The sequence below is a fragment of the Aquimarina sediminis genome (assembly GCF_002895435.1).
In the GTDB taxonomy this organism is placed as follows: domain Bacteria; phylum Bacteroidota; class Bacteroidia; order Flavobacteriales; family Flavobacteriaceae; genus Aquimarina; species Aquimarina sediminis.
This window is the reverse complement of the sequence record NZ_POYJ01000001.1, coordinates 382,627-405,208: the sequence shown is the minus strand read 5'-3', so window position 1 is coordinate 405,208 and position 22,582 is coordinate 382,627. Positions and strand designations below refer to the sequence as shown.

At 30.0% G+C, this 22,582-nt stretch carries 22 protein-coding genes; 10 read left to right on the top strand and 12 right to left on the bottom strand.

Annotated features, from left to right (window positions below; translation table 11 throughout):
* Positions 1–97 precede the first annotated feature (97 nt).
* Complete coding sequence (locus tag C1X07_RS01845) at positions 98–1,228, bottom strand: alpha/beta hydrolase-fold protein (protein WP_103068265.1); 1,131 nt, start codon at positions 1,226–1,228, stop codon at positions 98–100.
* A 185-nt stretch (positions 1,229–1,413) separates the two neighbouring features.
* On the opposite strand from C1X07_RS01845, the gene C1X07_RS01840 reads away from it, so the two are divergent.
* Complete coding sequence (locus tag C1X07_RS01840; RefSeq protein ID WP_103068264.1) at positions 1,414–2,415, top strand: sensor histidine kinase; 1,002 nt, start codon at positions 1,414–1,416, stop codon at positions 2,413–2,415.
* Entirely contained in the window at positions 2,415–3,110 is a 696-nt protein-coding gene (locus tag C1X07_RS01835; protein WP_103068263.1) for a LytR/AlgR family response regulator transcription factor, read from the top strand. The genes C1X07_RS01840 and C1X07_RS01835 overlap by 1 nt, the downstream gene beginning before the upstream one ends.
* Before the next feature lie 152 nt (positions 3,111–3,262).
* Here the strand turns inward: C1X07_RS01835 and C1X07_RS01830 are convergent, their stop codons facing one another.
* On the bottom strand, positions 3,263–3,937 hold the full coding sequence (locus C1X07_RS01830) for an NAD(P)H-dependent oxidoreductase (RefSeq protein ID WP_103068769.1): 675 nt from the start codon (positions 3,935–3,937) through the stop codon (positions 3,263–3,265).
* 220 nt (positions 3,938–4,157) lie between these two features.
* Here C1X07_RS01830 and C1X07_RS01825 point away from each other — a divergent pair, with 220 nt between their 5' ends.
* Complete coding sequence (locus C1X07_RS01825) at positions 4,158–4,529, top strand: winged helix-turn-helix transcriptional regulator (protein ID WP_103068262.1); 372 nt, start codon at positions 4,158–4,160, stop codon at positions 4,527–4,529.
* Positions 4,530–4,608: 79 nt separating this feature from the next.
* Here C1X07_RS01825 and C1X07_RS01820 read toward each other — a convergent pair whose 3' ends face one another.
* From C1X07_RS01820 to C1X07_RS01810, 3 genes are read right to left on the bottom strand one after another with little or no spacing between them, the layout of a single operon-like run.
* Positions 4,609–5,445 carry a hypothetical protein gene (locus C1X07_RS01820; protein WP_103068261.1) on the bottom strand — a complete coding sequence of 279 codons (837 nt, stop codon included), beginning with the start codon at positions 5,443–5,445 and terminating at the stop codon, positions 4,609–4,611.
* A gap of 11 nt (positions 5,446–5,456) precedes the next feature.
* Entirely contained in the window at positions 5,457–6,119 is a 663-nt protein-coding gene (locus C1X07_RS01815; protein ID WP_103068260.1) for a hypothetical protein, read from the bottom strand.
* Between the two features lie 11 nt (positions 6,120–6,130).
* Positions 6,131–7,225, bottom strand: a complete 1,095-nt coding sequence (locus C1X07_RS01810) for a hypothetical protein (RefSeq protein WP_103068259.1) — start codon at positions 7,223–7,225, stop codon at positions 6,131–6,133.
* A gap of 244 nt (positions 7,226–7,469) precedes the next feature.
* On the opposite strand from C1X07_RS01810, the gene C1X07_RS01805 reads away from it, so the two are divergent.
* The 3 genes from C1X07_RS01805 (at position 7,470) to C1X07_RS01795 (ending at position 10,226) form a co-directional block, all read left to right on the top strand.
* A complete protein-coding gene (locus tag C1X07_RS01805; RefSeq protein WP_103068258.1) occupies positions 7,470–7,853 on the top strand; it encodes a BlaI/MecI/CopY family transcriptional regulator in 384 nt (127 codons plus the stop codon).
* 109 nt (positions 7,854–7,962) lie between these two features.
* Positions 7,963–9,186: a M23/M56 family metallopeptidase gene (locus C1X07_RS01800; protein ID WP_164914074.1), complete on the top strand. Its 1,224-nt coding sequence runs from the start codon at positions 7,963–7,965 to the stop codon at positions 9,184–9,186.
* A 137-nt stretch (positions 9,187–9,323) separates the two neighbouring features.
* Positions 9,324–10,226, top strand: coding sequence for a M23 family metallopeptidase (locus tag C1X07_RS01795; protein WP_241507171.1), 903 nt, complete (start codon positions 9,324–9,326; stop codon positions 10,224–10,226).
* A 96-nt stretch (positions 10,227–10,322) separates the two neighbouring features.
* Here C1X07_RS01795 and C1X07_RS01790 read toward each other — a convergent pair whose 3' ends face one another.
* Positions 10,323–11,591 carry an NAD(P)/FAD-dependent oxidoreductase gene (locus C1X07_RS01790; RefSeq protein ID WP_103068256.1) on the bottom strand — a complete coding sequence of 423 codons (1,269 nt, stop codon included), beginning with the start codon at positions 11,589–11,591 and terminating at the stop codon, positions 10,323–10,325.
* A 274-nt stretch (positions 11,592–11,865) separates the two neighbouring features.
* Between C1X07_RS01790 and C1X07_RS01785 the strand changes: the two genes are divergently transcribed.
* Positions 11,866–12,795, top strand: a complete 930-nt coding sequence (locus C1X07_RS01785; RefSeq protein WP_103068255.1) for a helix-turn-helix domain-containing protein — start codon at positions 11,866–11,868, stop codon at positions 12,793–12,795.
* A 194-nt stretch (positions 12,796–12,989) separates the two neighbouring features.
* Here C1X07_RS01785 and C1X07_RS01780 read toward each other — a convergent pair whose 3' ends face one another.
* The 3 genes from C1X07_RS01780 to C1X07_RS01770 are packed head-to-tail and all read right to left on the bottom strand — an operon-like array spanning position 12,990 to position 16,772.
* The gene (locus tag C1X07_RS01780; RefSeq protein ID WP_103068254.1) at positions 12,990–13,793 is read right to left on the bottom strand and encodes a DUF6503 family protein; all 804 of its coding nucleotides are present in this window, start codon (positions 13,791–13,793) and stop codon (positions 12,990–12,992) included.
* 12 nt (positions 13,794–13,805) lie between these two features.
* On the bottom strand, positions 13,806–16,160 hold the full coding sequence (locus tag C1X07_RS01775; protein WP_103068253.1) for a TonB-dependent receptor domain-containing protein: 2,355 nt from the start codon (positions 16,158–16,160) through the stop codon (positions 13,806–13,808).
* Between the two features lie 3 nt (positions 16,161–16,163).
* Positions 16,164–16,772 (bottom strand): YceI family protein, encoded by a 609-nt coding sequence (locus tag C1X07_RS01770; RefSeq protein WP_164914073.1) that lies wholly within the window; start codon positions 16,770–16,772, stop codon positions 16,164–16,166.
* Positions 16,773–17,005: 233 nt separating this feature from the next.
* On the opposite strand from C1X07_RS01770, the gene C1X07_RS01765 reads away from it, so the two are divergent.
* The gene (locus C1X07_RS01765) at positions 17,006–18,067 is read left to right on the top strand and encodes a sensor histidine kinase (protein WP_103068251.1); all 1,062 of its coding nucleotides are present in this window, start codon (positions 17,006–17,008) and stop codon (positions 18,065–18,067) included.
* Entirely contained in the window at positions 18,064–18,774 is a 711-nt protein-coding gene (locus C1X07_RS01760) for a LytR/AlgR family response regulator transcription factor (RefSeq protein WP_103068250.1), read from the top strand. Before C1X07_RS01765 ends, C1X07_RS01760 begins: the two co-directional genes overlap by 4 nt.
* A 23-nt stretch (positions 18,775–18,797) precedes the next feature.
* On the opposite strand, the gene C1X07_RS01755 is transcribed toward C1X07_RS01760, so the two are convergent.
* The 3 genes from C1X07_RS01755 to C1X07_RS01745 form a co-directional block, all read right to left on the bottom strand.
* Complete coding sequence (locus C1X07_RS01755) at positions 18,798–19,634, bottom strand: hypothetical protein (protein WP_103068249.1); 837 nt, start codon at positions 19,632–19,634, stop codon at positions 18,798–18,800.
* 21 nt (positions 19,635–19,655) lie between these two features.
* Positions 19,656–20,144, bottom strand: coding sequence for a DUF3575 domain-containing protein (locus C1X07_RS01750; RefSeq protein WP_103068248.1), 489 nt, complete (start codon positions 20,142–20,144; stop codon positions 19,656–19,658).
* Positions 20,145–20,317: 173 nt separating this feature from the next.
* Positions 20,318–21,445 carry a helix-turn-helix domain-containing protein gene (locus C1X07_RS01745; RefSeq protein WP_103068247.1) on the bottom strand — a complete coding sequence of 376 codons (1,128 nt, stop codon included), beginning with the start codon at positions 21,443–21,445 and terminating at the stop codon, positions 20,318–20,320.
* 235 nt (positions 21,446–21,680) lie between these two features.
* Between C1X07_RS01745 and C1X07_RS01740 the strand changes: the two genes are divergently transcribed.
* Positions 21,681–22,580 (top strand): DMT family transporter, encoded by a 900-nt coding sequence (locus C1X07_RS01740; protein ID WP_103068246.1) that lies wholly within the window; start codon positions 21,681–21,683, stop codon positions 22,578–22,580.
* Positions 22,581–22,582: the final 2 nt, after the last annotated feature.

Below are 22,582 nucleotides of genomic sequence, written 5' to 3'. Positions count from 1 at the left end.
TTAAGGAGTTTGATGCTTCTATAGATATTCTTCGGATCTGAGGTGTTCAAAAACCTGAGTACCCACCCAGTAGATCTTCGATGAGTAAAGCCAGATATCATTTCTCGACTCTTTTTAGCCACCTTTTAGCGAGAGAAAAATCAGGGTCAATTGCCAATGCTTTTTCGAACATGACCTTAGCATTTTCTAGCTGACCTTGATTTCTTCGTACAACACCCATTCCGACATAAAACTCCTTAGCTTCAGGATACAGTTGTAAGGAACGTTGAAATATTTCTTCTGCGACAACTAAATTCTTACTTATTATGTTGTCAAAACCAAGGTCCATTATGACCGATACAGGTGGCTGGATTTCATATCCATATCGTTTTGATAGCATTTCGAAATGTTGTATAACTTTATCCAAGGAGTCCAATTTTTCGTAGGGATTGAAGTCAGGGTATAGCGCGAGAAGAAACATTGTGAAATCCATCGCTGGTACATGACCTTGGTTCACCAATTCATCCACTTTATAGGTAAAACTCTCTGGTTTATGGTCTGCTAAAACACGAGTGAATTCAGAAACGTGATTTGTTAATCCCTCATCATCGCTGTAAATGATGTGTAGAAATCTGTTTTCCGAAAGCGTTTTTAACCGACCTGATTTTATTTTTTGTTGAAGCTCTGTCGGTATGATCATAAGGGATGGACTGCTTGCGAAGTAGCCATTAAATAGAAGAGGGTTGTTGAGTAGTGTGTACACACAGAAAAATCCACTGTTAGAACCGCCAAAAAGAACTTTGAACGGAGCAGTCCGGTAATTATTATCAACGTGCGGTATCAGCTCTGTCTCAAAAAAGTTAATATAATTATCTGGAATTTTTGTGTCTTGATTTTTCCTTGTTGGCAACAAAATACTATTTCCTTCGGGTAAATCTATTCCAATAAGTATCATCTCAGGAATTTGTCCCTCGCCCATGTAGTCTAGTGTAGAAGCTAACATGGCGAACCGTGCTCGGTAATCTGAACCCAACATATACAGCACGGGATAGCTTTTCTTGGAGCTATCGTAGTTCTCAGGTAAATGGATTGATAGTGGAATAGTTTTGTTTAAGACTTTTGAATGAAGTGAAGATATTTCGCCTAAGGTAACTACTGGTTTGTCAGGATCTTTTTCTGCCTTTTCTTGAGCAAAGACAGTATTTAACACTATTATACATATTAATGTTAATAATTTAGTAATTTTCATATTTGCTTTATTTTTACTACTTGCAATACTAAATTATCGCATAACTTATGTTTAACAACATAAATATGATAAACGCAAAAGTTAAATGACAAAATCATTTCATCATTGATATATAGCTTTTGTAAGAAATTATAGTAACTGCTGGGTATAGATAGTATCTTTATATCCTTTTAAGAAAAACATATATGTTTAATAGGTCCATAAAGAATACTATACTCATTAATACAGGAGCTTTCTTGCTGGTTTTTATGCTTGAAACATTGAGTAATTTGTTTTTTAAAGATAATTTTGAGACTAATTATTTATTTTACGTACATGGACTTAATTATACTTTTATGATTATGGGTTTCATTTGGGTAAATCATTTTATTCTTATTCCTTTTTTCCTAGATAAGAAAAGGTATTTTATATATGGAATACTACTCATAGGAAGTTTACTTATTTTTTCCTACTTAAGAACAAATAGTTGGTCTGGCACTTCTAAAATATTCTTCTTTCTTCTTTATACAACAGGAGCTGGTATGGCTGTTTTTTTCTTAAGAAGAAACATGATCATCCAAAAAGAAAATGAGGAGAAAGAAAAATTGCAAAAAGAAATGGAGCTTACCTATTTAAAAGAGCAAGTAAATCCTCATTTTTTGTTTAATTCATTAAATAGTATTTATTCACTAGCTAGACAGCAATCGCCAGAAACTCCTGAGGTGGTTATGCAGCTCTCTGAATTAATGAGGTATCAATTAGAAAGTTCTAAAAAAAACACCGTTTTATTAAAAGAAGAACTTGAATTTATAGAAAATTATTTATTAATTGAAGAAAAAAGATTGAGTGCACGTTGTACTATTGAATTTTTAATTAAAGGAGATTTGTTAGAGTTAAGGATTTCTCCAATGCTACTCATCCCATTTGTTGAAAATGCCGTTAAACATGGTGCCCATAGTACTAATGAGCAGAGTACAATCGATATTTCTGCCTCTATAAATAATACTACCCTTCAATTTTGTGTGGTTAATTCAAAACCTCCAATGGTTTCTGCATCAAAAAGAAAAGGATTAGGTCTTGAAAATGTGAGAAGACGTTTGAATCTATTATATCCAAATTCTCACGTATTAGAGATTGATGATATAGAAAAACTGTATCGTATAAACTTATCTATTGATTTAACAGCTTCAATATTAAAAAATAGTTAATGATTAAAATTGGCATCATAGATGATGAAATACTAGCACGTAAAGTACTAGAAGATTATTGTTCCAAAATTGACAACTTCGAATTAGTATTAAGTACAGGGAATCCTCTCGAATTCATCAATTTTGCTCAGCAAAATGAAGTTGATCTCATCTTTCTGGATATAGAAATGCCAGAACTTAATGGTATGGAAGTTTTGCGTTCTATGATAAAACCACCTAAAGTTATTTTGACTACAGCGTATTCTGAGTATGCATTAGAAAGTTATAATTATGGGGTTGTCGATTATTTATTGAAACCTGTAAAAATTGAACGCTTTTTGAAAGCTATAAACAAAGTTTCGACTTCGAAAATATCGCAGGTCAAAAAAAATAGAGGAAATGAAGAACTTCAGGTAAAGCATGATGGCATGCCTGTTAATATTTCATTCAAATCAATTCTGTATATCCAAAGTTTTGGAAATTATTTGAAAATTTTTACCGATGTAAGAATGTACCTTATCTCTGAAACGCTCATTAATATAACTACGTTACTGCCCGAGAATTTTGAGCGTACACATAAATCATATATTTCGAATCTGGATAGAGTTACAAAGGCAACCAGAACATATTTGCTAATAGAAAATAACAAAGTACCTGTGAGTGCAATGTATAAGGTCACTGTTTTCAAAAAATTAGAAGGTTTGACAAAATTATAAAATGGTAGATTTCCTTTTCATACGTCCCACTTCTCCCTCCTAACATTATTTGAAAGAGTTCTTTGAAGAAATATTGAGTTAAAAAACTTTAAAAAAATTGAGGATGTCAATTCTGTATATACCCAAGGATCTTGATCTTTGGGTATATTTTTTTACTTCCAGGTAATGATTTCATCAAAATTTCTTCTAGATTTGACATGTGGTGGTTCTGCTTTTCTGTATCCAAAAGCTACCATATATGATAATCCGTACTTCTCTGTATCTACTTCAAATTTTTCTTGCAATAAAGCCTCTACTTTTTCTTGATGAAAACCTTCAATTGGGCAACTATCAATTCCTATTAAGGCGGCCGAAGTCATCATATTACCTAAAGCAATATACGCTTGCTTGGATGCCCAATCGAATAATTTCTTGTCTGTATCCAAACTAAAATCACGCTCTTGAAATTCTCTATAAAATTTTGAATACATTTCAATAACATCTTCTGGAAATTGTTTTACATTTTTCATCATATGCATTATGTAATCAGAATCCCATTTGGTCATGGGTGCTTTCATACTTAAGCCCAATACAAAATGACTTGCTGTATCTAATTTTAATGGTGCTCCCCATGCCACAGGCTTTAACAACTCTCGTAATTCTATATCTTGTACTACGATAAAATGCCAAGGCTCAAAACCAAAAGAACTAGGTGATAAATTTGCCGTTTTAAGGATAAAAGTCATGTTTTCATCAGATATGGTTTTGGTAGCATCAAATTCTTTTGTAGCATGTCTATATTGAAACGCATTTAAGACATCTTCTTTTGCAATATTCGGTGTATTCATATTTGATATTTCTAAAATTAGTATAATTACTATAAAAAGTATAGTAGCAAAAATATATATAGTAATCATTTTTCGCAATAACGGTCAAAAATGATAGTATACACATGTTTTATCAAAACACTAGTTTTCAGTTTTTTATAGTGGTTATTTTACACTATAAAAAGTATAGTTGCTAATTTAATTATAGTAGTTTATTTTTGCATATTATTAAAAAAAGGGTATTATTGTGCAATGTAAAAGACGACTTATAAAATATAATGGCAAATTGTTTTCATGCTCTACAAGTATAGCCATGGAGTTAATCGGTGGAAAATGGAAGAGTGTTATTTTAATATACCTTATAGATGGTAAGAAACGTTATAGTGAATTGAGAAAATTGATTTCAACTATTACAGAACGCACACTCAGTTTACAGCTTAAACAACTAGAGAAAGACGGGCTTATTACAAGAAAAGTATTCACAAAAAAACCACCACTAAAGGTAGAGTATGCTTTAACTCCATTTGGAGAAAGCTTAGCTCCGGTTTTAACCACTATAGCAGAATGGGGAGTGACCGTTATTAACGAAAAAGGAGAGTTTATTGAAGAATAAACCAGAGTTAATTTCTAGGTCGTATCCATATTCTATTGCTCTCCTCTCCTATTCTAATGAATTCTAATGAAGCTTCTATTTAAAAAGTTCCTAATGTATTACCAATAATCATAAACTGATTCTGGATGTCTTGTACTTTTGTAACATGCTCCCCAGTAGGGCTTAACTGAATGGTATTGGGGTATATTTGGTCAAACACTTCAGAAAAATTCTGCCAGTTGGTAGGATTCACAATTCCTTCAGATTGAATACTCTCTGGAAAATCTAAGGCTGGAGATTGCAACTTGGTATAGTTTCCGGCTTTTAATATTGAATTAAACAATTCATTTACATACACTTGCTTACGACTACCTCCAATTTCAGATAAGTCTACTTCTTCTCTAATGGCTATATAGGTCTGTATTGCTTCATTATAGGCACCTTTTTTTTCTAATGCATTTGCTTTACTTCGTAAAATTTCGAATTTTTGATTTTCTGATGAAAAAATCTCATTATCCAGAATGTAATTATAGTAACTAACAGCATCTGTATAAGCTCCAGTGGTAAAATGTTCATTTGCCTCATTTTTAAGTGCAAAATATGCATCATTAACACGTCTTAAAGTAATTTTACGATCATTTCTATTATACTTTATAGGGTTTCGAATTACTGTCCATCCATCTGGTGATACAACCTTTAGTTTAATATAAACATCATCATTATTGGGGTTGTCTAACGTCTGGATAACCGATGTTGGATATCTTGTTACGTTACGTTGTGCTACTATTTCATCTTTTACAACAAAATTTACTTCTATATCAATATTTTTAGATTCATTAACTGATATTGAAGGATGAAACTTAATTTTTATATTCAATTCTTGGGCGGATAAAATAGTCGCGAAAGAGAACATATAGATATAGAGTATTTTTTTCATGATATACATAATTATTTTTCTAACAAAATTTTTTGTGACAGTGATTTCAGGGAAGACATATTGCCAAACTGGACAATGAATTCCTCATAACCGGCTCTAATGACTTCAATTTCATTGTATTCATGAGCATTTTTTTTAGGAATAAGAATTGAAAAACTCCCATCTTGCTTGGTAAGAGTTACCAAGTCTGGATATTTTTCTACATTTTTGCTCATAACTCCTAACTGTGCTCGTTCTATTTTAGAATTTTCATGATCTGTTACTATTCCTTTTATGACATAATGATCAGTATACGTTTCTAATAAACCAAAACCCGAAGTCAGACAGCAAAAAATCAACACATAAACGATAAAATTTGTAATGATTGGCCAGCTAATTTTATTACTATTCACTTCTTTATATTTATAGATCAAAGTGAACATATAGATCAAAGTAAGAATAAAAGCTCCCACTATAAAAACCATCCAATTTGGCCAATATAATAGATCATAAGTTCCCAGACGGTTTAGTTGTATATAGATTGATACCCCAAAAAGACTGGCGAAAAAATTATAGATTGATTTTAACTCAAAGCTTTGTATTTTGAAATGAATGTTTAAGTTTTTTAACTGAGATATCCATGGAAACCCTGCAATTAAAAAAGATTCTATTAATAAAGATGCATTGCTAGACATGATTAATATTTTTACATAATTAAAGAATCGGCTATTTTCTTAATTTGAGCATCGAATTTTTCTAATGCTTCATCAAATTGACTTTCTACCAAGTTTCGAGTAATCATAAGCCTTTTAAGCTCATTTTTCTTTTCAACAAAATCATTGTCCTCTTCTGGTACATTATTGATTTTTAGGTTTGAAATTGCATTTCTCACTGTCGTAATATCCCCATCATACTTTACTAACAACTGTTTTTTCTTTACTAAAATCAATTTCCTCTTACAATTCATAAGATCCAATAGCAAAGGGGTAGTTTTATTTTTTATATTCTCTTTCATTGAAGCATTTAGCTTTGAAATCTCAATATTACTATCTCTATTAATAGTCTTTATTTCATTGCTTAAATCTTGTCCCGCATCTTTAGTAAATTTTATTGTGATACTAGGAAGTGAAAAGACAAAATCTTGATCTTTCATTTCAACAGTAGGCATATCATACTTAAACTCCTGGGTCATCATCTCTATGACAGGCATAGTTATTACTATTTTCTTCTCTACCATTTCTATTGTTGGAATATCTGCATAAATAGGTTTCCATCGTACAGTGGTAGTAGGAACATCGGCACATTGTTTACCTAATGGCCAGCCCAAATCAATACATTGAGTTTCCATTCCACTTATCACTTCGGGCTTCTCTCCTACTTTTTGACGTGTCATTCTCGGTTCAGGAACATCAAAAATTATACTTTTATCTTTCATAGTTACTGCGGGAGTATCAAAAGATATTGTAGTCGTATTCATTGTTACTGCTGGTAAAGTAACCACTACCCTATGATCAACTTGATCGACATTGATCACAAATAGGTTACCAATCATATCACCAACAGCACCACCCACCGTAGCCCCTATAGGACCACCTATACCAGCTCCAATTGTTGCTCCTGCCGATGTTGCAATCCCCCGCGCCAAATCTTGTTCATATTCAAACTCTTCGGTTAGGTTTTCTGTATTTTCCTTTAGGTTATTTACTATTTCCTCAATTTTTTTAGCAAATTCATTTTTTATGTTTTGTATCGCTTCTTTATGTGCCAACTCTTCTACTATACAATTCTCTGTTTCACTCATCTTACTTTATTTTTGATTATGTATTAATGTTCGTCGAAACAAAATTGCATTTTATAAAGTCATGATTACATACCCATTAGGGGGTATTTTATAAAAGTAAACATCAAAAAACTTAAGACTTTATTGTTGTCATTATAATATCAATATTCCTTTTAAATCTACTATAGAATCAGTAAGATAACTATAAATATAGTTTTATTACTATATTTATAGTTATATTCAGATATTATTATATATTTGTCCTATGAACGAATTAACAAAAGCAGAAGAACAAGTAATGCGATACATCTGGAAACTAGAAAAAGCATTCCTTAAAGATATTGTAGAACAATATCCAGAACCTAAACCAGCCTATACGACTATCTCTACTGTTGTTAGGGTTTTGGTAAAAAAAGAGTTTTTAAAATTTGAAACGTATGGTAAGATTAGACAATACTATCCTGCGATTTCAAAAGATCATTATTTCAAGAAGCATATTAAACAGGTAATAGGTAATTTTTTTAGCGGTTCTACTAGCAAATTTGCCTTGTTTTTTGCCGAAAGCGAAGATCTGGATCTAAGTGAACTTGAGAAAATGAAATCAATATTGGAAGAAAAAATTGAAATACTGAAAGATAAAAATGAATAATGTTATACTATATTTTTTTGAATCTACGCTGATTTTCTCTGTACTCTATTTAGCGTATAAACTAGTTTTGAGCTCCCTTACATTTCATAAATTAAATAGGTTTATATTATTGGCTACAATCCCTTTATCTATACTTATACCTCTAACAAATAGTATTTTACCTTCTACACCTCATTCAATAATTGAGGTTCCACAACTATTCGAAAAAGTAAACCAAAGTAGTCACACTACTTATAATAGCGCCATACAACCAGTATTGGATGATGTATCTACTAATTATTTTTACTTCTTTATCATATTGTACTGGATTGGAGCTTTGTTTAGTTTGTTTAGACTATTTGTAGCTAATAAAAAACTGATAGTACTTAAGCGTAAGGCTAAAATCTATCAACAAAATGGATTTAAAATTTTAGTAGCCAATGTTCCTGATATCTTTTCTTATTTCAATTGGATATTTATCCCTGAAAAAAAACATGAAAAATATGATGAATTGATTATTGCTCATGAAAAGGCACATATACAGTTAAAACACTCTATTGATCTGGTGATTACTGAACTTTTTATTGCTTTATTTTGGTTTAACCCAGTTATGTATTTTTATAGAAAATCTTTGAAATCTATCCACGAATTTCAGGCAGATCATAAAGTTCTTAAAAATAAAGTTAAGACCTCTGTGTATATGCAGTTATTACTCCAAACCATTACCGCTGAAAAGCCCAATAACTTATATAGTTATTTCAATCACCCAATATTATTAAAAAGAATAAAAATGATGACAAAAACTAAATCTAATAATTTAGCAAAACTAAAATATTTTCTATTGTTACCTATTTGCGTACTATTTTTAATTGCATTTACAAAACCAACTACAAAAAATACATTTATCAATAAAGCGGTAGAAACAGTTGATATTTTTGAGATTAAAAATACTCCACCCTCTATTTTCCCTGTACAAAATGGTAGTATAAAAGATATTACTAGCACTTATGGACCAAGTGCAAAACGCCCCAAAATGAGTACTGAAAAAAATCATGGAGGAATTGATATCAAAGCAAAAATTGGTACTCCTGTGATTGCCACTGCTGATGGTGTGATCTCAAAAGCTTCTCTCGAAGGAAATTGGGGAAACCTAATTGTTATTTCTCACCCTGATGGATATGAGACCTGGTATGCACATCTGCAAAGTTTTAATTGCAAAGAAACTCAAGATATAAAAAAGGGAGAAGTTATCGGTTATGTAGGGAATACCGGTCTCTCCTCTGGGCCTCATTTACACTATGAAGTAAAACTTAACGGAAATAGAGTAAACCCGATCAATTATATACAAAATTAACCTCTTCAACTCTATAAATCAGTATAGATAGTATAACCTAGCACCATATTTATAAATATATGCTTAATTCTGTTATTAAAACAGTGCAGGATATCTATGCTTTTTTCTCAACCATATTTAAAATTTAATATTACTTTATGAAATCTCTTTTTTCAACGATTATTATTATTACGATGACACTATGTGGCTATTGCCAAAGCCCAATAAACAGTGAAAAACTAAAAAGCAAAGACACTTTTCTTCTAAAAAGAAGTCCTACTGTAATAGATTCTTTGACACTAGATAATGTTATTGATATTAAGGCAGATTATTGGAATACAGCTGTTTTTAATCCATACAGGAATAAAAAAATTGAATTTCCAATTAGATTGAAGTTTTCTGACAGTAGCTACTCCTCTCCTATTACTAGAAACAAAGTAATTACCTCTAGATTTGGATGGAGAAATGGCAGGGGACATCATGGTATTGATATCGATCTTATTACTGGAGATAGTATTTTTTCTATGTTTGATGGTATAGTTCGTTTTGCCAAATATAGTACTGGTCATGGCAAAACTATTGTAATAAGACATTATAATGGTCTTGAAACAGTATATGCACATTTGTCAAAGTATGCGGTCAAAGCTAATGATACAATAAAGCAAGGTCAATATATTGGTCATGGAGGCGCTTCTGGAAATGCCAGAGGAAGTCATTTACATTTAGGTATTTATCATCAAGGAATTGCCATATATCCTGAATATTTGTTTGAATTTGGAAAAAACAATAATATCAGAGCTAAAGAAATATGGATTACAAAAAAATGGACACTTGCGTATCTCCATAATTCTAAAAAACAAAGTGTCTTAAACCTATTTGCCACTAAAAAAGAGGCACAAGTAGCCCATAAAAGAGAAAAAAAGATATATACCGTAAAACGTGGAGACACCCTCTCTAGAATAGCATTAAGAAACAATACGTCTATTACCTCCATTTGCAAAACCAACTATATTAAAAGTAGTTCTGTTCTAAAAATTGGGCAAAAACTAATTATAAAATAAAGTCAAACTTTAAAAGTTCCTAATTTCCTTAAGCAATTAGAAATTATACTTCAGAAACAATATGTATAAACCGAGAATATCAATATTTCTAATGAATTATAATTGACCATCACTATCAATCATTTCTATTTCTCTCATTACAGAAGCATTAGTATATCTATTTGGGTTAAAATGTGTATGATACTGAGGCAAATTTGTTTCATTTAGAATATAAGAAGCACATAATTCACCTGCCCCGCAGGCTATCATGGTTCCAAAACCAGAAAGAGCACCTATCACAAATACATTGTGTGCTTTTGTTGGACCTATAAGTGGCCAATTTTCTTTGGTACGTGTATAATAACCAGAGTATTGTATTAAAGGAGAAGGAATATTATTTTCATATTCTATAAGTTTTGGTATAAAACGGCTAGCTCCTTTTAAAACTATATTTGGAAAAAAATCTATTGATTTGATAGCATCCCAGTTGGGCTTTTCATCTTTAACTTGAAAAGCCCAACCCATTTTAATACCTTCTGTATCAGGGCGTATATGAATCCCTCCCGGAAACCTATTGAGTAACCAATTATACCCTTTTTCTGAAGTAAAAAAAGCTTTTTCTGCTTCAGACCAATCTAAATATTGTGGATCTGCATAGATAGTAAATGGCATATTTTTAGGGATAACCTTTTTAGGGTCTGGAATTATAAACTTGCTTTGGATTGAATTTGAAATAGCAAAATTGACCCCTAGCATATTCGCTATCTGATTGATAAAAGGACCCGCCGCAATGACGACTTTATCAACTAACAAGTTTTCTCCTGAATTTAGTGCTATTTGGTATTGTTTTTTGACTTCACTAATGTCTACTATTTCACTATCATAAAACACTCCTCCTCTTTTATTTATCTCTCTTATTAAAAGAGTTCCCATGGCATTGACATCAATTCTCCCTGCGTTTTTGATAGTTACTATTTTTTTTATCTCTTTATCCAAATATGAATATTCTTTTTGAATAATATTAGAATCTGTTGTTTCTAGAATCTCATTATCAAATGCTTCAATATCGGTTATATTAAAAATGGATTTCTCTTTATTATGACTAACAAAATTATAGCCTGAGTTAATCATATCAAAAGCATCCAAACCATATTCTTTTTGCAATTCATACATTAATTCAATACTATGCTTTGCTAATGCCTGCATGCATTTTTGTGGCCAATAATTTCTGTAATTCTCACCTGATTTACTGGTTGTAAAGGATAATGGCTGGTTTTTATCAATCAAAATAACATCAAAATTTTTATTTTTCTTTAATAAATAATAGGCAGTTGAGACCCCAGCTATCCCAGCTCCGCAAATTGCAACCTTTTGTCTTTTTTTCATATGCCCGAAAATTTATTTATGAACTATTAAATTACTTAACTGATTTAATATTATTATTTTAAAATATTATAAAAACAAATTTAGAGCTATGAAAGGGCTGACGGTTATGCACAAATTGCTAAAAATTGATCATAGAAGAGTTCATACCAGAAGAACTAAATATATATTCTATATTTGAGTTACAGTTATAAGAAGAATTTAACTCAGACTTTATTCATTTCTTCTGTAATTTTTAAAAAATGATGAATAGTCCTATTTAAACAAAATAAGCTCAATGAGTTATTTATGCCCTTTTTGCAATAGTTTACATAGTGCTATTAAAGGAGAAGTTTATTGTTCTGTTTTCAATCAGAGAGAGGATGCTCAGTCTATAAAAAGCAACGCATTTTATTTTAAGAGTAAAAAAATAAAATCAGGAAAGCATATAGCTCGTATGACCATTAAAACTGTATTTAATGGATATCAAAATTTTAAAATAGATAAGAATAATAAAACAGTTAATAAAGATAATTATCTGATTATTAATCAAGGTCAGACCTGGAATAGTGAAATTGATTCTGAAAATGAAGTTATTGCGCTCACCATTGCATTTCATCCAGTCTTAATAAAACAAGTTATGTATTCCTTAATTAACTCTTCTGAAAAACTACTTAGCACTCCTTTTTATGGTCACTTAGAGGGTTTTAACTTTTTTGAAAACACTTATGAAAGTGATACTATGATTAAGAAGCTATTTACAAAATTTAAAAAAGGAATTGATTATAATAGTAATGATACTTTATTTTTTAAAGAACTAGAATTTGATTTGTTAAAGTTAATTTTTCAGAAGCATTATAAGGTTTTAGAACTAGCTACATTGATTCCTGCCAAAAAGAAAGCAGTACGAGAAGAGTTATTATTACGTTTGGGGACTTCAAAAGATTTTATACTCGCAAATTTAAGCAAGAAATTGGACCTAAATGAGATTAGCGGTGTGGCAGCCTTATCACCTTATCATTTTTTGAGATTATTTAAAGCTGTTTATAAAAAAACACCATATCAATATCTTATGGAAGAGCGCATGAAACGTTCTGTATACCTACTCAAGAATTCTTCAAAATCTATTAACGAAATTTCAACTGAATCTGGTTATGAGAGCCACAGCTCTTTTAGCAGAAATTTCAAAGAATATTTCGGAGTTACTCCAATATTATTTCGAAATTAGTTCTTGATAGATTTTAGTATTTATCAAGCTAAAAATCTTATCTAAGTATGTTTAAAATGTATGAATTAAGATTAAACCCATCTATAACGATGGGCTTTGTAAACATAACTAAAATTGGCTAATCAACTAAAAGTTAATATGGTAATCTCCTTATTCGGGTCCTCATAAAAAGAGAGAATTTCTTGGGAAGCAAATTAGTATTGAGCTAGTGACTCCTTTTTGAATCCGTTATTAAATTTAACATTCGTAATCGTTTGTTCGTAGAGTATCTCTCCTTTAATATTACCATCCCAATCTGATGGAATCACTTTTCGTTTTGCCATAAAAGTATATCCACTTACGGTTTCATATTCAATTTCCATTAATGATACTCCAAGCGCACCTATTCCTTTTACTGTAAACAAAAATCTATCAACTAGAAAAGTCTCAGGATTAATATATAACACAAAATCATCCTGAACATCTCCAACACCCTGGTTATATCCTATTTTTACTATTTTATAATCAATAGAATTATATGTTCTATCAGGAAGTTGTTCATAAGCAATCCCTGGATCCAATAACTTAGGCATCATTGTAAACCAATAATAATTGGCCTTACGTAAAAATTTTGAATTAAATAATATCTTACTATCTGTTATTTTTTGGGTTCCTAAAGACACTACCGAATTTTCATTACTATCATAATATTGGGTAACTACTTCTTTATCTTTTGGAAATACAAATACCTCATGCTTTGTGTATTCTCCCCAGGATACTTCTCCATTAAAAATATAACGTTCTTTAGAGATATCACTCTTCTTTGCCTTTGGGTTATGAAAAATATAATCAAATTCTACATCTCTTAGCTTTTTAAGTAGCTGAATATTTCCTGTTTTAGAAACCATTGTTTCTATAAGAGCCTTTGCCGAATTACTACTTGATTGATTCTTTTTTTGTGCAAATACTGCACTAACTAGTATGAACAGTATAAATGTAATTTGTATTGTTGATTTCATAATTAAAGTATTTTATAAAAATTTATCGGCTTTTTCATTATTATCACGTTTTTTGCGTTTTAAATTTTTGTTTTTCCCTCCTCCAAATCGATACGATAAGCCAAAATATACAGAGTGAGTATCTCGTTTAAATTCTCCTTCCTGAATAATAGTTCTATAAGCTTCGAATGCAAATTTTTGAGTTTTAAAAACATCATTAAAATTAAGACTAAAAGTCCCCTTGCCTTTTGCAAAACTATAGCGTGCACCTGCATTAAGGAATGCATTTTCCTTTAGTTCATATTGTAATATTTCTTGAGGTCCTCGATAGAAGCCTGTTACTTGAAACGTAAATTTCTTAGTGATTTTAAAACTATTACTGAGTTTTGCATTAAGTAATGTATTATTCGTTTTTACGTTCTCTCCTTCGATAACACCTTTTTGTGTTCTAGAATATACATCTAAACTGGTATTAAAATTCCACCAGTTGGTTGGTCGATAGCTCGACGAAAACTCAAATCCATATGCATCATTACTATCAAAATTTGCATAGTCAAGAATCAATATTGTCGGGTTATCTTCATCAAAATACCCTATCCTATTGATTTCACCTTTGATTCTTCGATAAAAACCACCCACTGTAATTGTTCCTCTATTCAGTTTTCTGCTATAATTTAGTTCTATTGAATTGGTAAACTGCGGATTTAAACTAGGGTTACCCACAATAATAATTTGAGGAGTACTAATTTGTCTTATCGGATTTATTTGATTTAACGAAGGTCTATCAATTCGTCTACTAAAACTTAGTAAATAAGAGTTTTTTTCCTCTTCATCAGGAATATATTTCAAAAAACCAGAAGGATAAATACTAAAGATATGATCGTCAAAATTATTTGGATTATTATTCATCTCATTAAACTCTGAATTTACGTTATAATCCTCTAATCGAATACCAATATTGTATTTCCATTTATTAAAACTCTGATTGAACGTCGTATAAAAAGAATATATATCCCTATTATAAGAAAAATTAGAATTTAGAAAATCTTGGCGACTTGTTGTATAGTAATTTGTAGTCCGACGTAAACGAGTTTCTGCTCCAATTTCTAAGATTGAATTTGCATCAACGGGAGCAACATAATCTAAGTTTATTGTGGTATTCGAACGTTTATCAGTTACAATTTCAGTATAATTATTTACTGGAGTGTTTCCTTCGAATCTAAAATCATTATCAGCATCACTATCTAAAATATTATAATCAATTTCGAATTCTATTGAATGGTTTTCTTCATCAAAAAAACGTTTATAATCAGTATTATAAGTGGCATTGTAATTCTCTTTAGTAATCATATCCAATTGCTTGAAATTACTTGAAAGGTTATTATAAAAAGTAATTGTTTTGTTTCCATCAGATCTCGTATCAAATACATTCTGGTTACTGTATATCGAAAAGGTATTTTTATCATTGATAAAATAATCCATACCTACTTTAACTAGATGCGAGGTACGTTCATTACCGTTTTTAGTTAATTGATTGGTAAGTTCTAGGGGCCTTGTTACGGTTCCATCTGTTATTTGTTCTCCAAATCGATTACCATAACTACCATAAATATTAATTTTTCCTGCTCTATGATTTAGGCTTAGAGAATTATTATATCTTTCTTTTTGTCCAAATGTAACTCCAGAATTAATAGTACCATTAAACCCCAAATTAGTGTTCTTTTTTAAAGTAATATTTATAATACCACTCATCCCCTCCGGGTTATATTTTGCAGAAGGATTAGTTATCAACTCTATTGTTTTGATTGATGTTGAGGGGATTTGTTGTAGCAAATCTGAAGAACTGATATTGGTGGGTTTCCCATCAATAAGAATACGTACATTTTCATTTCCACGTAATGAGATTTCCCCATCTTGATTTACATTTACGTTAGAAATATTTCTCATGATATCACTTGCTGATGCACCCGCTGTAGTTAAATCTTTTCCTACGTTGATTACTTTTCTATCGATCTTTTGTTCAATAGTAGAACGTTCGGCTGTAATTTCTACAGTATCCAGAGCAATTCCATCCTCTTCAATAAATACTTTGTTTAGGTCTATTTTCTTATTCGACTCAGTAACCGAAATAGTTTTTGAAATGGTCTTATAACCCATAAATTGAGCTTCAAAGATATACTCTCCTAAAGGAATTTTATTTACCAAAAACGCACCATTCTCATTGGTAATTCCACCAGTGATTACTTTGTTATTGGATTTTATCACTATTGTAGCATAAGGCACCGATTCCTGAGTGTTATTATCTATTACTTCTCCTATAATAGTACCTGTTTGTGCATAAAAACTCAAGGAAAACATGATAAAACATATTTGTATATATCTCTTCATATTTTATTCTTTAATCAATTGAATACCTGCCACAAGACTAACTTCATTACCCAATGCAAATTTTGCTGGTGGATAATTAGTACCTACTTTAAAATCTTCACGAAGTAGTTCTCCTGTAATTGTAAAAATCTTTCTTGTATTTTTAAACTTAGGATGCACATAACTACCTTTATATGTAGCCTTTAGTATTATTTCCTTGGTTATACCGCTCATTGTTAAGTTTCCTTTTAGTTCATACTCTTTATCAGATATTTTTGTAAAAGAAGAGCTTACAAATTTTATTTCCGGATAGTGCTCAGCTCCAAAAAAATCATTAGTTCTTAGATGTTCATCTCTTTTTTGTTGGTTGGTATGTATTGATACAGTTTTTATAACAATATTGATTGCAGTTATCTCGCCTTCATTTTCTACAAAAGAGCCCGAATAGTCGCTGAATATTCCTTTTATTTCTCCTACTTTAAAATAAGGAATGCTAAATCCTATTGTTGAATGAGCAGGATCAATTTGCCAATTGGATTTTTGTGCATTTGTTATGAAAAGTCCAAAAAACAATAAGAAAACATATAAAAGTTCTTTTTTAACAAATCGATAGTGTTTCTCTTTAAATCTCATATTTGGTATTGAATTATAGTTATATGATGCTAAACTAAAAGCTAAACACATTCACTTTTAAAGAAATTGACAAACATAAGCTAACCGTTGCTATACGGTCGTTTATCAAAGATATATAGCCTTGTCTACAGGAAACGACTTTTCGACATCTATAACCCATGGTTTGGCACACCCTAATTAATTGTCAGGTATAAATTTGTATCTTTAAAATTAGTATAGAGACAAAAGACGATATGTTACAAAAGATTTATAGGTATTTAGAGGCTTCAAACCTAAAGTATTTGGTTTTTTGGTTGATTATATTTGCATTTTCAGCCCCAGTTTCAAGCTGGTACTATACCTCTACAAGTGAATTACTAATTGTGTATGGTATCAGGTCTACTTTACAAATTTTAATGGCCTTAGTAATCATTGAATTTTTAATTCCTCTTTTTTTAAACAAAGGAAAAAAAATAGGTTTTGGTATTTTCCTAACTCTTACCTTACTCGTCTTTTATATCATCTGTACAATAATATCCAAGTATTATTTAGAGCCTACGTATCCAACTACTTATATTAATTATTTGAAACGTTTTCCAGACCTTTCATTAATAGGTAGGCTTACAAAAATTAGTGAATTTATATCAAAATCATTATACCTACTATATCCAACATTTTTGTTGCTAGTTTTTAAATTATATAATGATAAACAACATTTATTAAAACTAAACGAACAGAAGAAAACAGCAGAACTCACTGCCTTAAAGAATCAATTAAATCCTCATTTTTTATTCAATACTTTAAATAACTTGTATGCATTAGCATTAAAAAAATCAGATGATACAACCAAAGTAATTCAAAAACTTTCTAATATTTTGGATTATATCCTGTATCGCTGTAATGAAAATTATGTTTCGTTGGATAAAGAGATAGACTTAATCGAAAACTATTTATCCTTAGAAAAAATTCGTTATGCCGATAGAGTTAAAATCTCTTTTAGTAAAAATGTTACTGGTCAGGAGAAAATTGCTCCTTTACTATTACTTACCTTTATCGAAAATGCTTTTAAACATGGTGTTAAAGAAGAAATAAATCAGGCTAGTATTGAAATTAATATATCCAAAAAAGACGAACAATTGATTTTTAATGTAAAAAACAGTAAGCCCACTAGAACAAATATTTCGGTAAATAAAGAGTCTATTGGTCTAAAAAACATAAAAAAACAACTTGAGTTATTGTACCCAAAGGCATATGATTTGATTATCGAAAACAAATCAAACTCTTTTTCTGCCAACCTCAAATTAGATATTATATGAAGTACAAATGTTTAATAATAGACGATGAGCCTTTGGCAAGAGAATTGCTTGAAACTTATTTAGAGAAACTTCCGGATTTTGAATTGATTTCATCATTCTCTAGTGCAATTGAAGCCAGTTCTATATTAAGTACCACAAAAATTGACCTCCTTTTTCTAGATATTGAAATGCCTGTATTAAAAGGAACTGATTTTTTTAAAAACTTAGTTAACAAACCACAAGTAATTTTTACGACAGCATATAGGGATTATGCCGTAGATGGATTCGAATTAAATGCTCTAGATTATTTATTAAAACCAATTTTTTTTGAGCGTTTTTTCTTAGCTATTCAGAAATTTTTAGACCAAGAAAAAAAATATGTATCAAACAACTCTCCTGAAAATTCTAATGCAAATAAAAGTGATTCTGTTTTTGTGAATAAGGCAAAAAAGCAAATAAAGATTTTATTTGATCATGTATTATATGTCGAAAGTCTAAAAGACTATATAAAAATTCACTTAAAAGATAATACACTGGTTATAAAAGAAAGTATATCAAATTTTGAAAAACGTATCGATCGTCGCTTTATCCGTATTCATCGTTCATATATTGTAAATCAAGAAAAAATTACTGCTTATACAAAGAATGACGTAGAGATTGGTGAAATAGAGATTCCCATAGGGAATAGCTATAAAGATAATATTTCTAATTTTTCAAATGGCTTGTAGCCAAAATATTTCCGTAATTTTTACTATCGATTATAAATTGGCATACGTTTTAAAATAAACTCGAAGCTATCTTCCCAGCTATTTTTATAGGTAAACCAGGGTTCCCGATTCTTAGAATAAATATTTATATCATGTTCATATAAATCAATATACACAGTATAACTATATTTTATTTGTTCGTAAGTATAATCTGTGGTAGATTCATTAACTTTTATTTCTTTTTCATTTTTTTCATTTATTTTCCCATCAGTTGTGGTAGTAGTCGATTGATTATGAGTTATTACATAATCAATTCTTCCGGTAATAATGTACTCAACACCCAAATAGTTTTCAATCTCTTCAATTGATATTTGATCCAAGTCTTGTAATTTAATACCTGCTGCTTTCAGAATGGTGTTTGTTTCTCTTGGTGTTTGCAAGGTTCTAGGGTAAATATTTCCCAAGTTTTCAGTAAGAAAGTTAAAAACTTTAGATTGCGCTAAACGAGCCTTTTGAGAAGGGTCTAATGAACCGTCTTCTTGTTTAATAAATGGTATTGGTAATATGGCAATTTTGTTTTTCTCAATTGATCTTTTAAGAGGTATGAGATTTTCTTTGGCTTTATTAAAATTTTGTATACGCCCATTTTTAAATCTTATTTTTTCAAGCTCACTTTTTCTTGCTGTATTCAAAAAATCTTCGTTCGGAAAAATATACTCTACCCGATCGGTACTAATTTTTCTTATTAAAACATCAAGTACATCACCATTTAAAAAAAATACTTTATCATATTTGTTTTCTTGATGATTTATCAAAATTTCTTGCGAGTAACTGTTATAACCAACTAAGGCAACGAATAATAATATTATATATTTTTTCATTCTATTGTTCTTTACAATTAATTACCATGCATACCCCAAAGACAAACCAATACCTATATAAGAGCTATCAACACCAGAGAAATTTGAATCCGTAATATAGTCGTACTGAGCAAAAATATCTATGGCAAAGCTTTGCCATAACACCCATTGATACCCTGCCAAAGCATTAAATGAAACAACGGTAGCATCATCCTTATCATCAGATAAAAATAATACTCCAATACCTGGACCAACATGAAATCCCACAGGAGCTTCTGTACTTGATGAGAAATAAAAATTATACTTTGCGTCCGCGCCAAAGCCATTAACATCACCATCTCCTTCATCAATGGACTCTTTGAAATAAGTTCCAGAAATAGTAATTGATTGATTGTTGTTTATCGTTTTTTCATATCCAGCATTTGCAATTCCAAATACAATTCCCAAAGGATTTGCCTTAATAATATTACTTTGTGAATATGTTGATTGTAGTGTGAATAGAAAGATTATTAGAATGATTGTTTTTTTCATTTTGAAATGTTTTTATAGCATAAACATTTATCAAAAATTGAATATTTACTAGATTAATAGTTGTTAAAAGTAGATATTGGATAAAGGGAAGACCGCCGAAATGTAAAAAAAACAGTTCTTATTTCTGAAATACAAACTAACTGGGATATATCAAATCTAATATTTGATTTTACTTATTTGTTTTTAGATAAAGATTTATAGTATTGTAAAGGAGTTGAATTGGTTCGTCTTTTAAATTCTTTATAAAAGGCACTTTTACTTTTAAACCCAACTTCATTTCCAATACCTTCAATGCTAAATTCTCTAATAGAATTATTTTTAATAAGGTCTTTAGACTTTTCTATTCTATAATTATTTACAAAAGATTTGAAATTTTGTTGACCAACAGTGTTAATTGCTAAAGAAATCTTTCGAGTATGAACATTTAAGGCTATGGCTGCTTTAGATATAGAGAAGCTAGGAGACATAAATGCTTCAGTCTGTAATAAGTAATTATCTAATTGAAATATTAAACTTTCAAATTCCTTTTTATATTTAATACTAATTGATTTCCTTAATAAAATTTTATTATAAATAAAAAAATTCTTCGTTGCAGAGTTGAAGTATTTATATTTTAACCCATGAATTGTTAGCCAATACAATAATATTACATCAACACTTGAAAATACAATAGATGTAATATTATCATTTTTTAACAACAAGGAAAATAGAATAAGAACCAAGAAAAGAGATAAAAAAATATACCCTAGAGAAACAATTACAAACCAATATATCCAGCGTAATTCACTAGATTCGGTATTATAGAATTGATCTTTTAACTCCCTTTTTTGTTTTATTATTAATTTTAGTGTTAAAAATCCTATAAAGAGAGAATATAAAAACCCAATTAGATCATAAATAATGTACCAATTTGAATCACTAAAAATATTTTTTTTTGAAACGGGAAAGAAAAACAAAATGATATTTATTACAACAGAAACTAAACCCGGATATAGTACCCAATAACTTATTTTTTGATTTTTAAAAATTGAAAACTTTTGAACATACACATATAATAAAGGAAAAATAATCCAAGTAAAACTAAAAGGTAATAGTTTTAGTTTAGGATATATATTGGTTATACTCATATCATCAAGAATTCCAGATAAAAAATCAAGAGAATACGCAATAATCATTAACCCCAAATAGATAATGGATCTATTTCCATTATTTTTCCCAATAATTATAATAGCGCCTAATATTACACCTTGTAAAACTCCAAGAATCTCTAATTGAGACACTAAATTATAATCTATCTTCATTAAAATAAAAAATAGTATTTCTATAATTTACTTAAAGTACAAATTAACTATCTAATCACCAAAAACCGAGTGTTAGTGATTAATTTCAAAATTATTGATCTCCAGATAAACTATATACTACTCAATCATCATGTTACTTCAGTAAATTCATACTAATAAACTACATTTTACAAAGCTTTTAAAATTGGCACAAAAATTATAATTCCAAAATGGAGTAAAATCCTATATTCGCGCCATGTGGATGTATTTGGGTCTTTTGGCAGCGCTTTTTTTAGGATTACATAATTTATGTAAAAAACATGCAGTACAAGGAAACGAGGTTTTTCCTGTGCTTTTGGGTACAATTGGCTCAGGTTTTTTGATACTCCTTCCTTTTTTTATAGGCTCTTTTTATTTTCCAGAATATACAAAACAGATTGGGTTTCATATAAACAGTATTTCCTGGAAAATTCATGGTTTTATTTTTATAAAATCAATGATAATGGCTTCATCCTGGGTTTTGGCATACCAGGCATTAAAACACTTACCAATAACTATTGTGACCCCGATACGTTCTGCAGGTCCGTTTTTTACCTTTATTGGAGCCATTTTTATTTATCAAGAGAAACCTAATTTCTTGCAATGGATAGGTTTCTTTCTTATTATTTTATCGGTTATACTGTACTCAAAAATCGGAAAAAAAGAAGGAATCAATTTTAAAAGAAACAAATGGATATTCGCTATTATTGGCGCCACTTTTTTGGGAGCATCAAGTGGATTATATGATAAGTTCCTGATTCAAAGCTTAGAACTCAATCCACAAACATTACAATTTTGGTTTTGCTTTTATACTGTATTAATTTTACTAGGAATCTTATCCATAACATGGTTCCCAAATAAAGAAAAAAGAAAAGAGTTTAAATGGCGTTGGACCATCGTTGCAGTTGGTATCTTATTACAAGCTGCAGATTACTTTTATTTTAAAGCCTTACAGGATCCAGAGGCTTTGATCATGTTATTGTCTGCAATAAAAAGAAGTCAAATACTAATTGCTGTAGTTGTTGGTGGTCTAGTTTTTAAAGAAAAAAATAAACGTAAAAAATTGATCCCTTTATTTGGGATTATGATGGGTGTGTGTTTGATTTTGTATTCATAACT

Coding starts and splice junctions, on each gene's coding strand:
- C1X07_RS01785 (WP_103068255.1), top strand. CDS start 11,866: ATGAGTTATTTATGCCCTTTTTGCAATAGTTTACATAGTGCTATTAAA.
- C1X07_RS01750 (WP_103068248.1), bottom strand. CDS start 20,144: ATGAAAAAAACAATCATTCTAATAATCTTTCTATTCACACTACAATCA.
- C1X07_RS01760 (WP_103068250.1), top strand. CDS start 18,064: ATGAAGTACAAATGTTTAATAATAGACGATGAGCCTTTGGCAAGAGAA.
- C1X07_RS01765 (WP_103068251.1), top strand. CDS start 17,006: ATGTTACAAAAGATTTATAGGTATTTAGAGGCTTCAAACCTAAAGTAT.
- C1X07_RS01755 (WP_103068249.1), bottom strand. CDS start 19,634: ATGAAAAAATATATAATATTATTATTCGTTGCCTTAGTTGGTTATAAC.
- C1X07_RS01830 (WP_103068769.1), bottom strand. CDS start 3,937: ATGAATACACCGAATATTGCAAAAGAAGATGTCTTAAATGCGTTTCAA.
- C1X07_RS01840 (WP_103068264.1), top strand. CDS start 1,414: ATGTTTAATAGGTCCATAAAGAATACTATACTCATTAATACAGGAGCT.
- C1X07_RS01805 (WP_103068258.1), top strand. CDS start 7,470: ATGAACGAATTAACAAAAGCAGAAGAACAAGTAATGCGATACATCTGG.
- C1X07_RS01810 (WP_103068259.1), bottom strand. CDS start 7,225: ATGAGTGAAACAGAGAATTGTATAGTAGAAGAGTTGGCACATAAAGAA.
- C1X07_RS01740 (WP_103068246.1), top strand. CDS start 21,681: ATGTGGATGTATTTGGGTCTTTTGGCAGCGCTTTTTTTAGGATTACAT.
- C1X07_RS01745 (WP_103068247.1), bottom strand. CDS start 21,445: ATGAAGATAGATTATAATTTAGTGTCTCAATTAGAGATTCTTGGAGTT.
- C1X07_RS01795 (WP_241507171.1), top strand. CDS start 9,324: ATGAAATCTCTTTTTTCAACGATTATTATTATTACGATGACACTATGT.
- C1X07_RS01820 (WP_103068261.1), bottom strand. CDS start 5,445: ATGAAAAAAATACTCTATATCTATATGTTCTCTTTCGCGACTATTTTA.
- C1X07_RS01775 (WP_103068253.1), bottom strand. CDS start 16,160: ATGAAGAGATATATACAAATATGTTTTATCATGTTTTCCTTGAGTTTT.
- C1X07_RS01770 (WP_164914073.1), bottom strand. CDS start 16,772: ATGAGATTTAAAGAGAAACACTATCGATTTGTTAAAAAAGAACTTTTA.
- C1X07_RS01835 (WP_103068263.1), top strand. CDS start 2,415: ATGATTAAAATTGGCATCATAGATGATGAAATACTAGCACGTAAAGTA.
- C1X07_RS01780 (WP_103068254.1), bottom strand. CDS start 13,793: ATGAAATCAACAATACAAATTACATTTATACTGTTCATACTAGTTAGT.
- C1X07_RS01845 (WP_103068265.1), bottom strand. CDS start 1,228: ATGAAAATTACTAAATTATTAACATTAATATGTATAATAGTGTTAAAT.
- C1X07_RS01815 (WP_103068260.1), bottom strand. CDS start 6,119: ATGTCTAGCAATGCATCTTTATTAATAGAATCTTTTTTAATTGCAGGG.
- C1X07_RS01790 (WP_103068256.1), bottom strand. CDS start 11,591: ATGAAAAAAAGACAAAAGGTTGCAATTTGCGGAGCTGGGATAGCTGGG.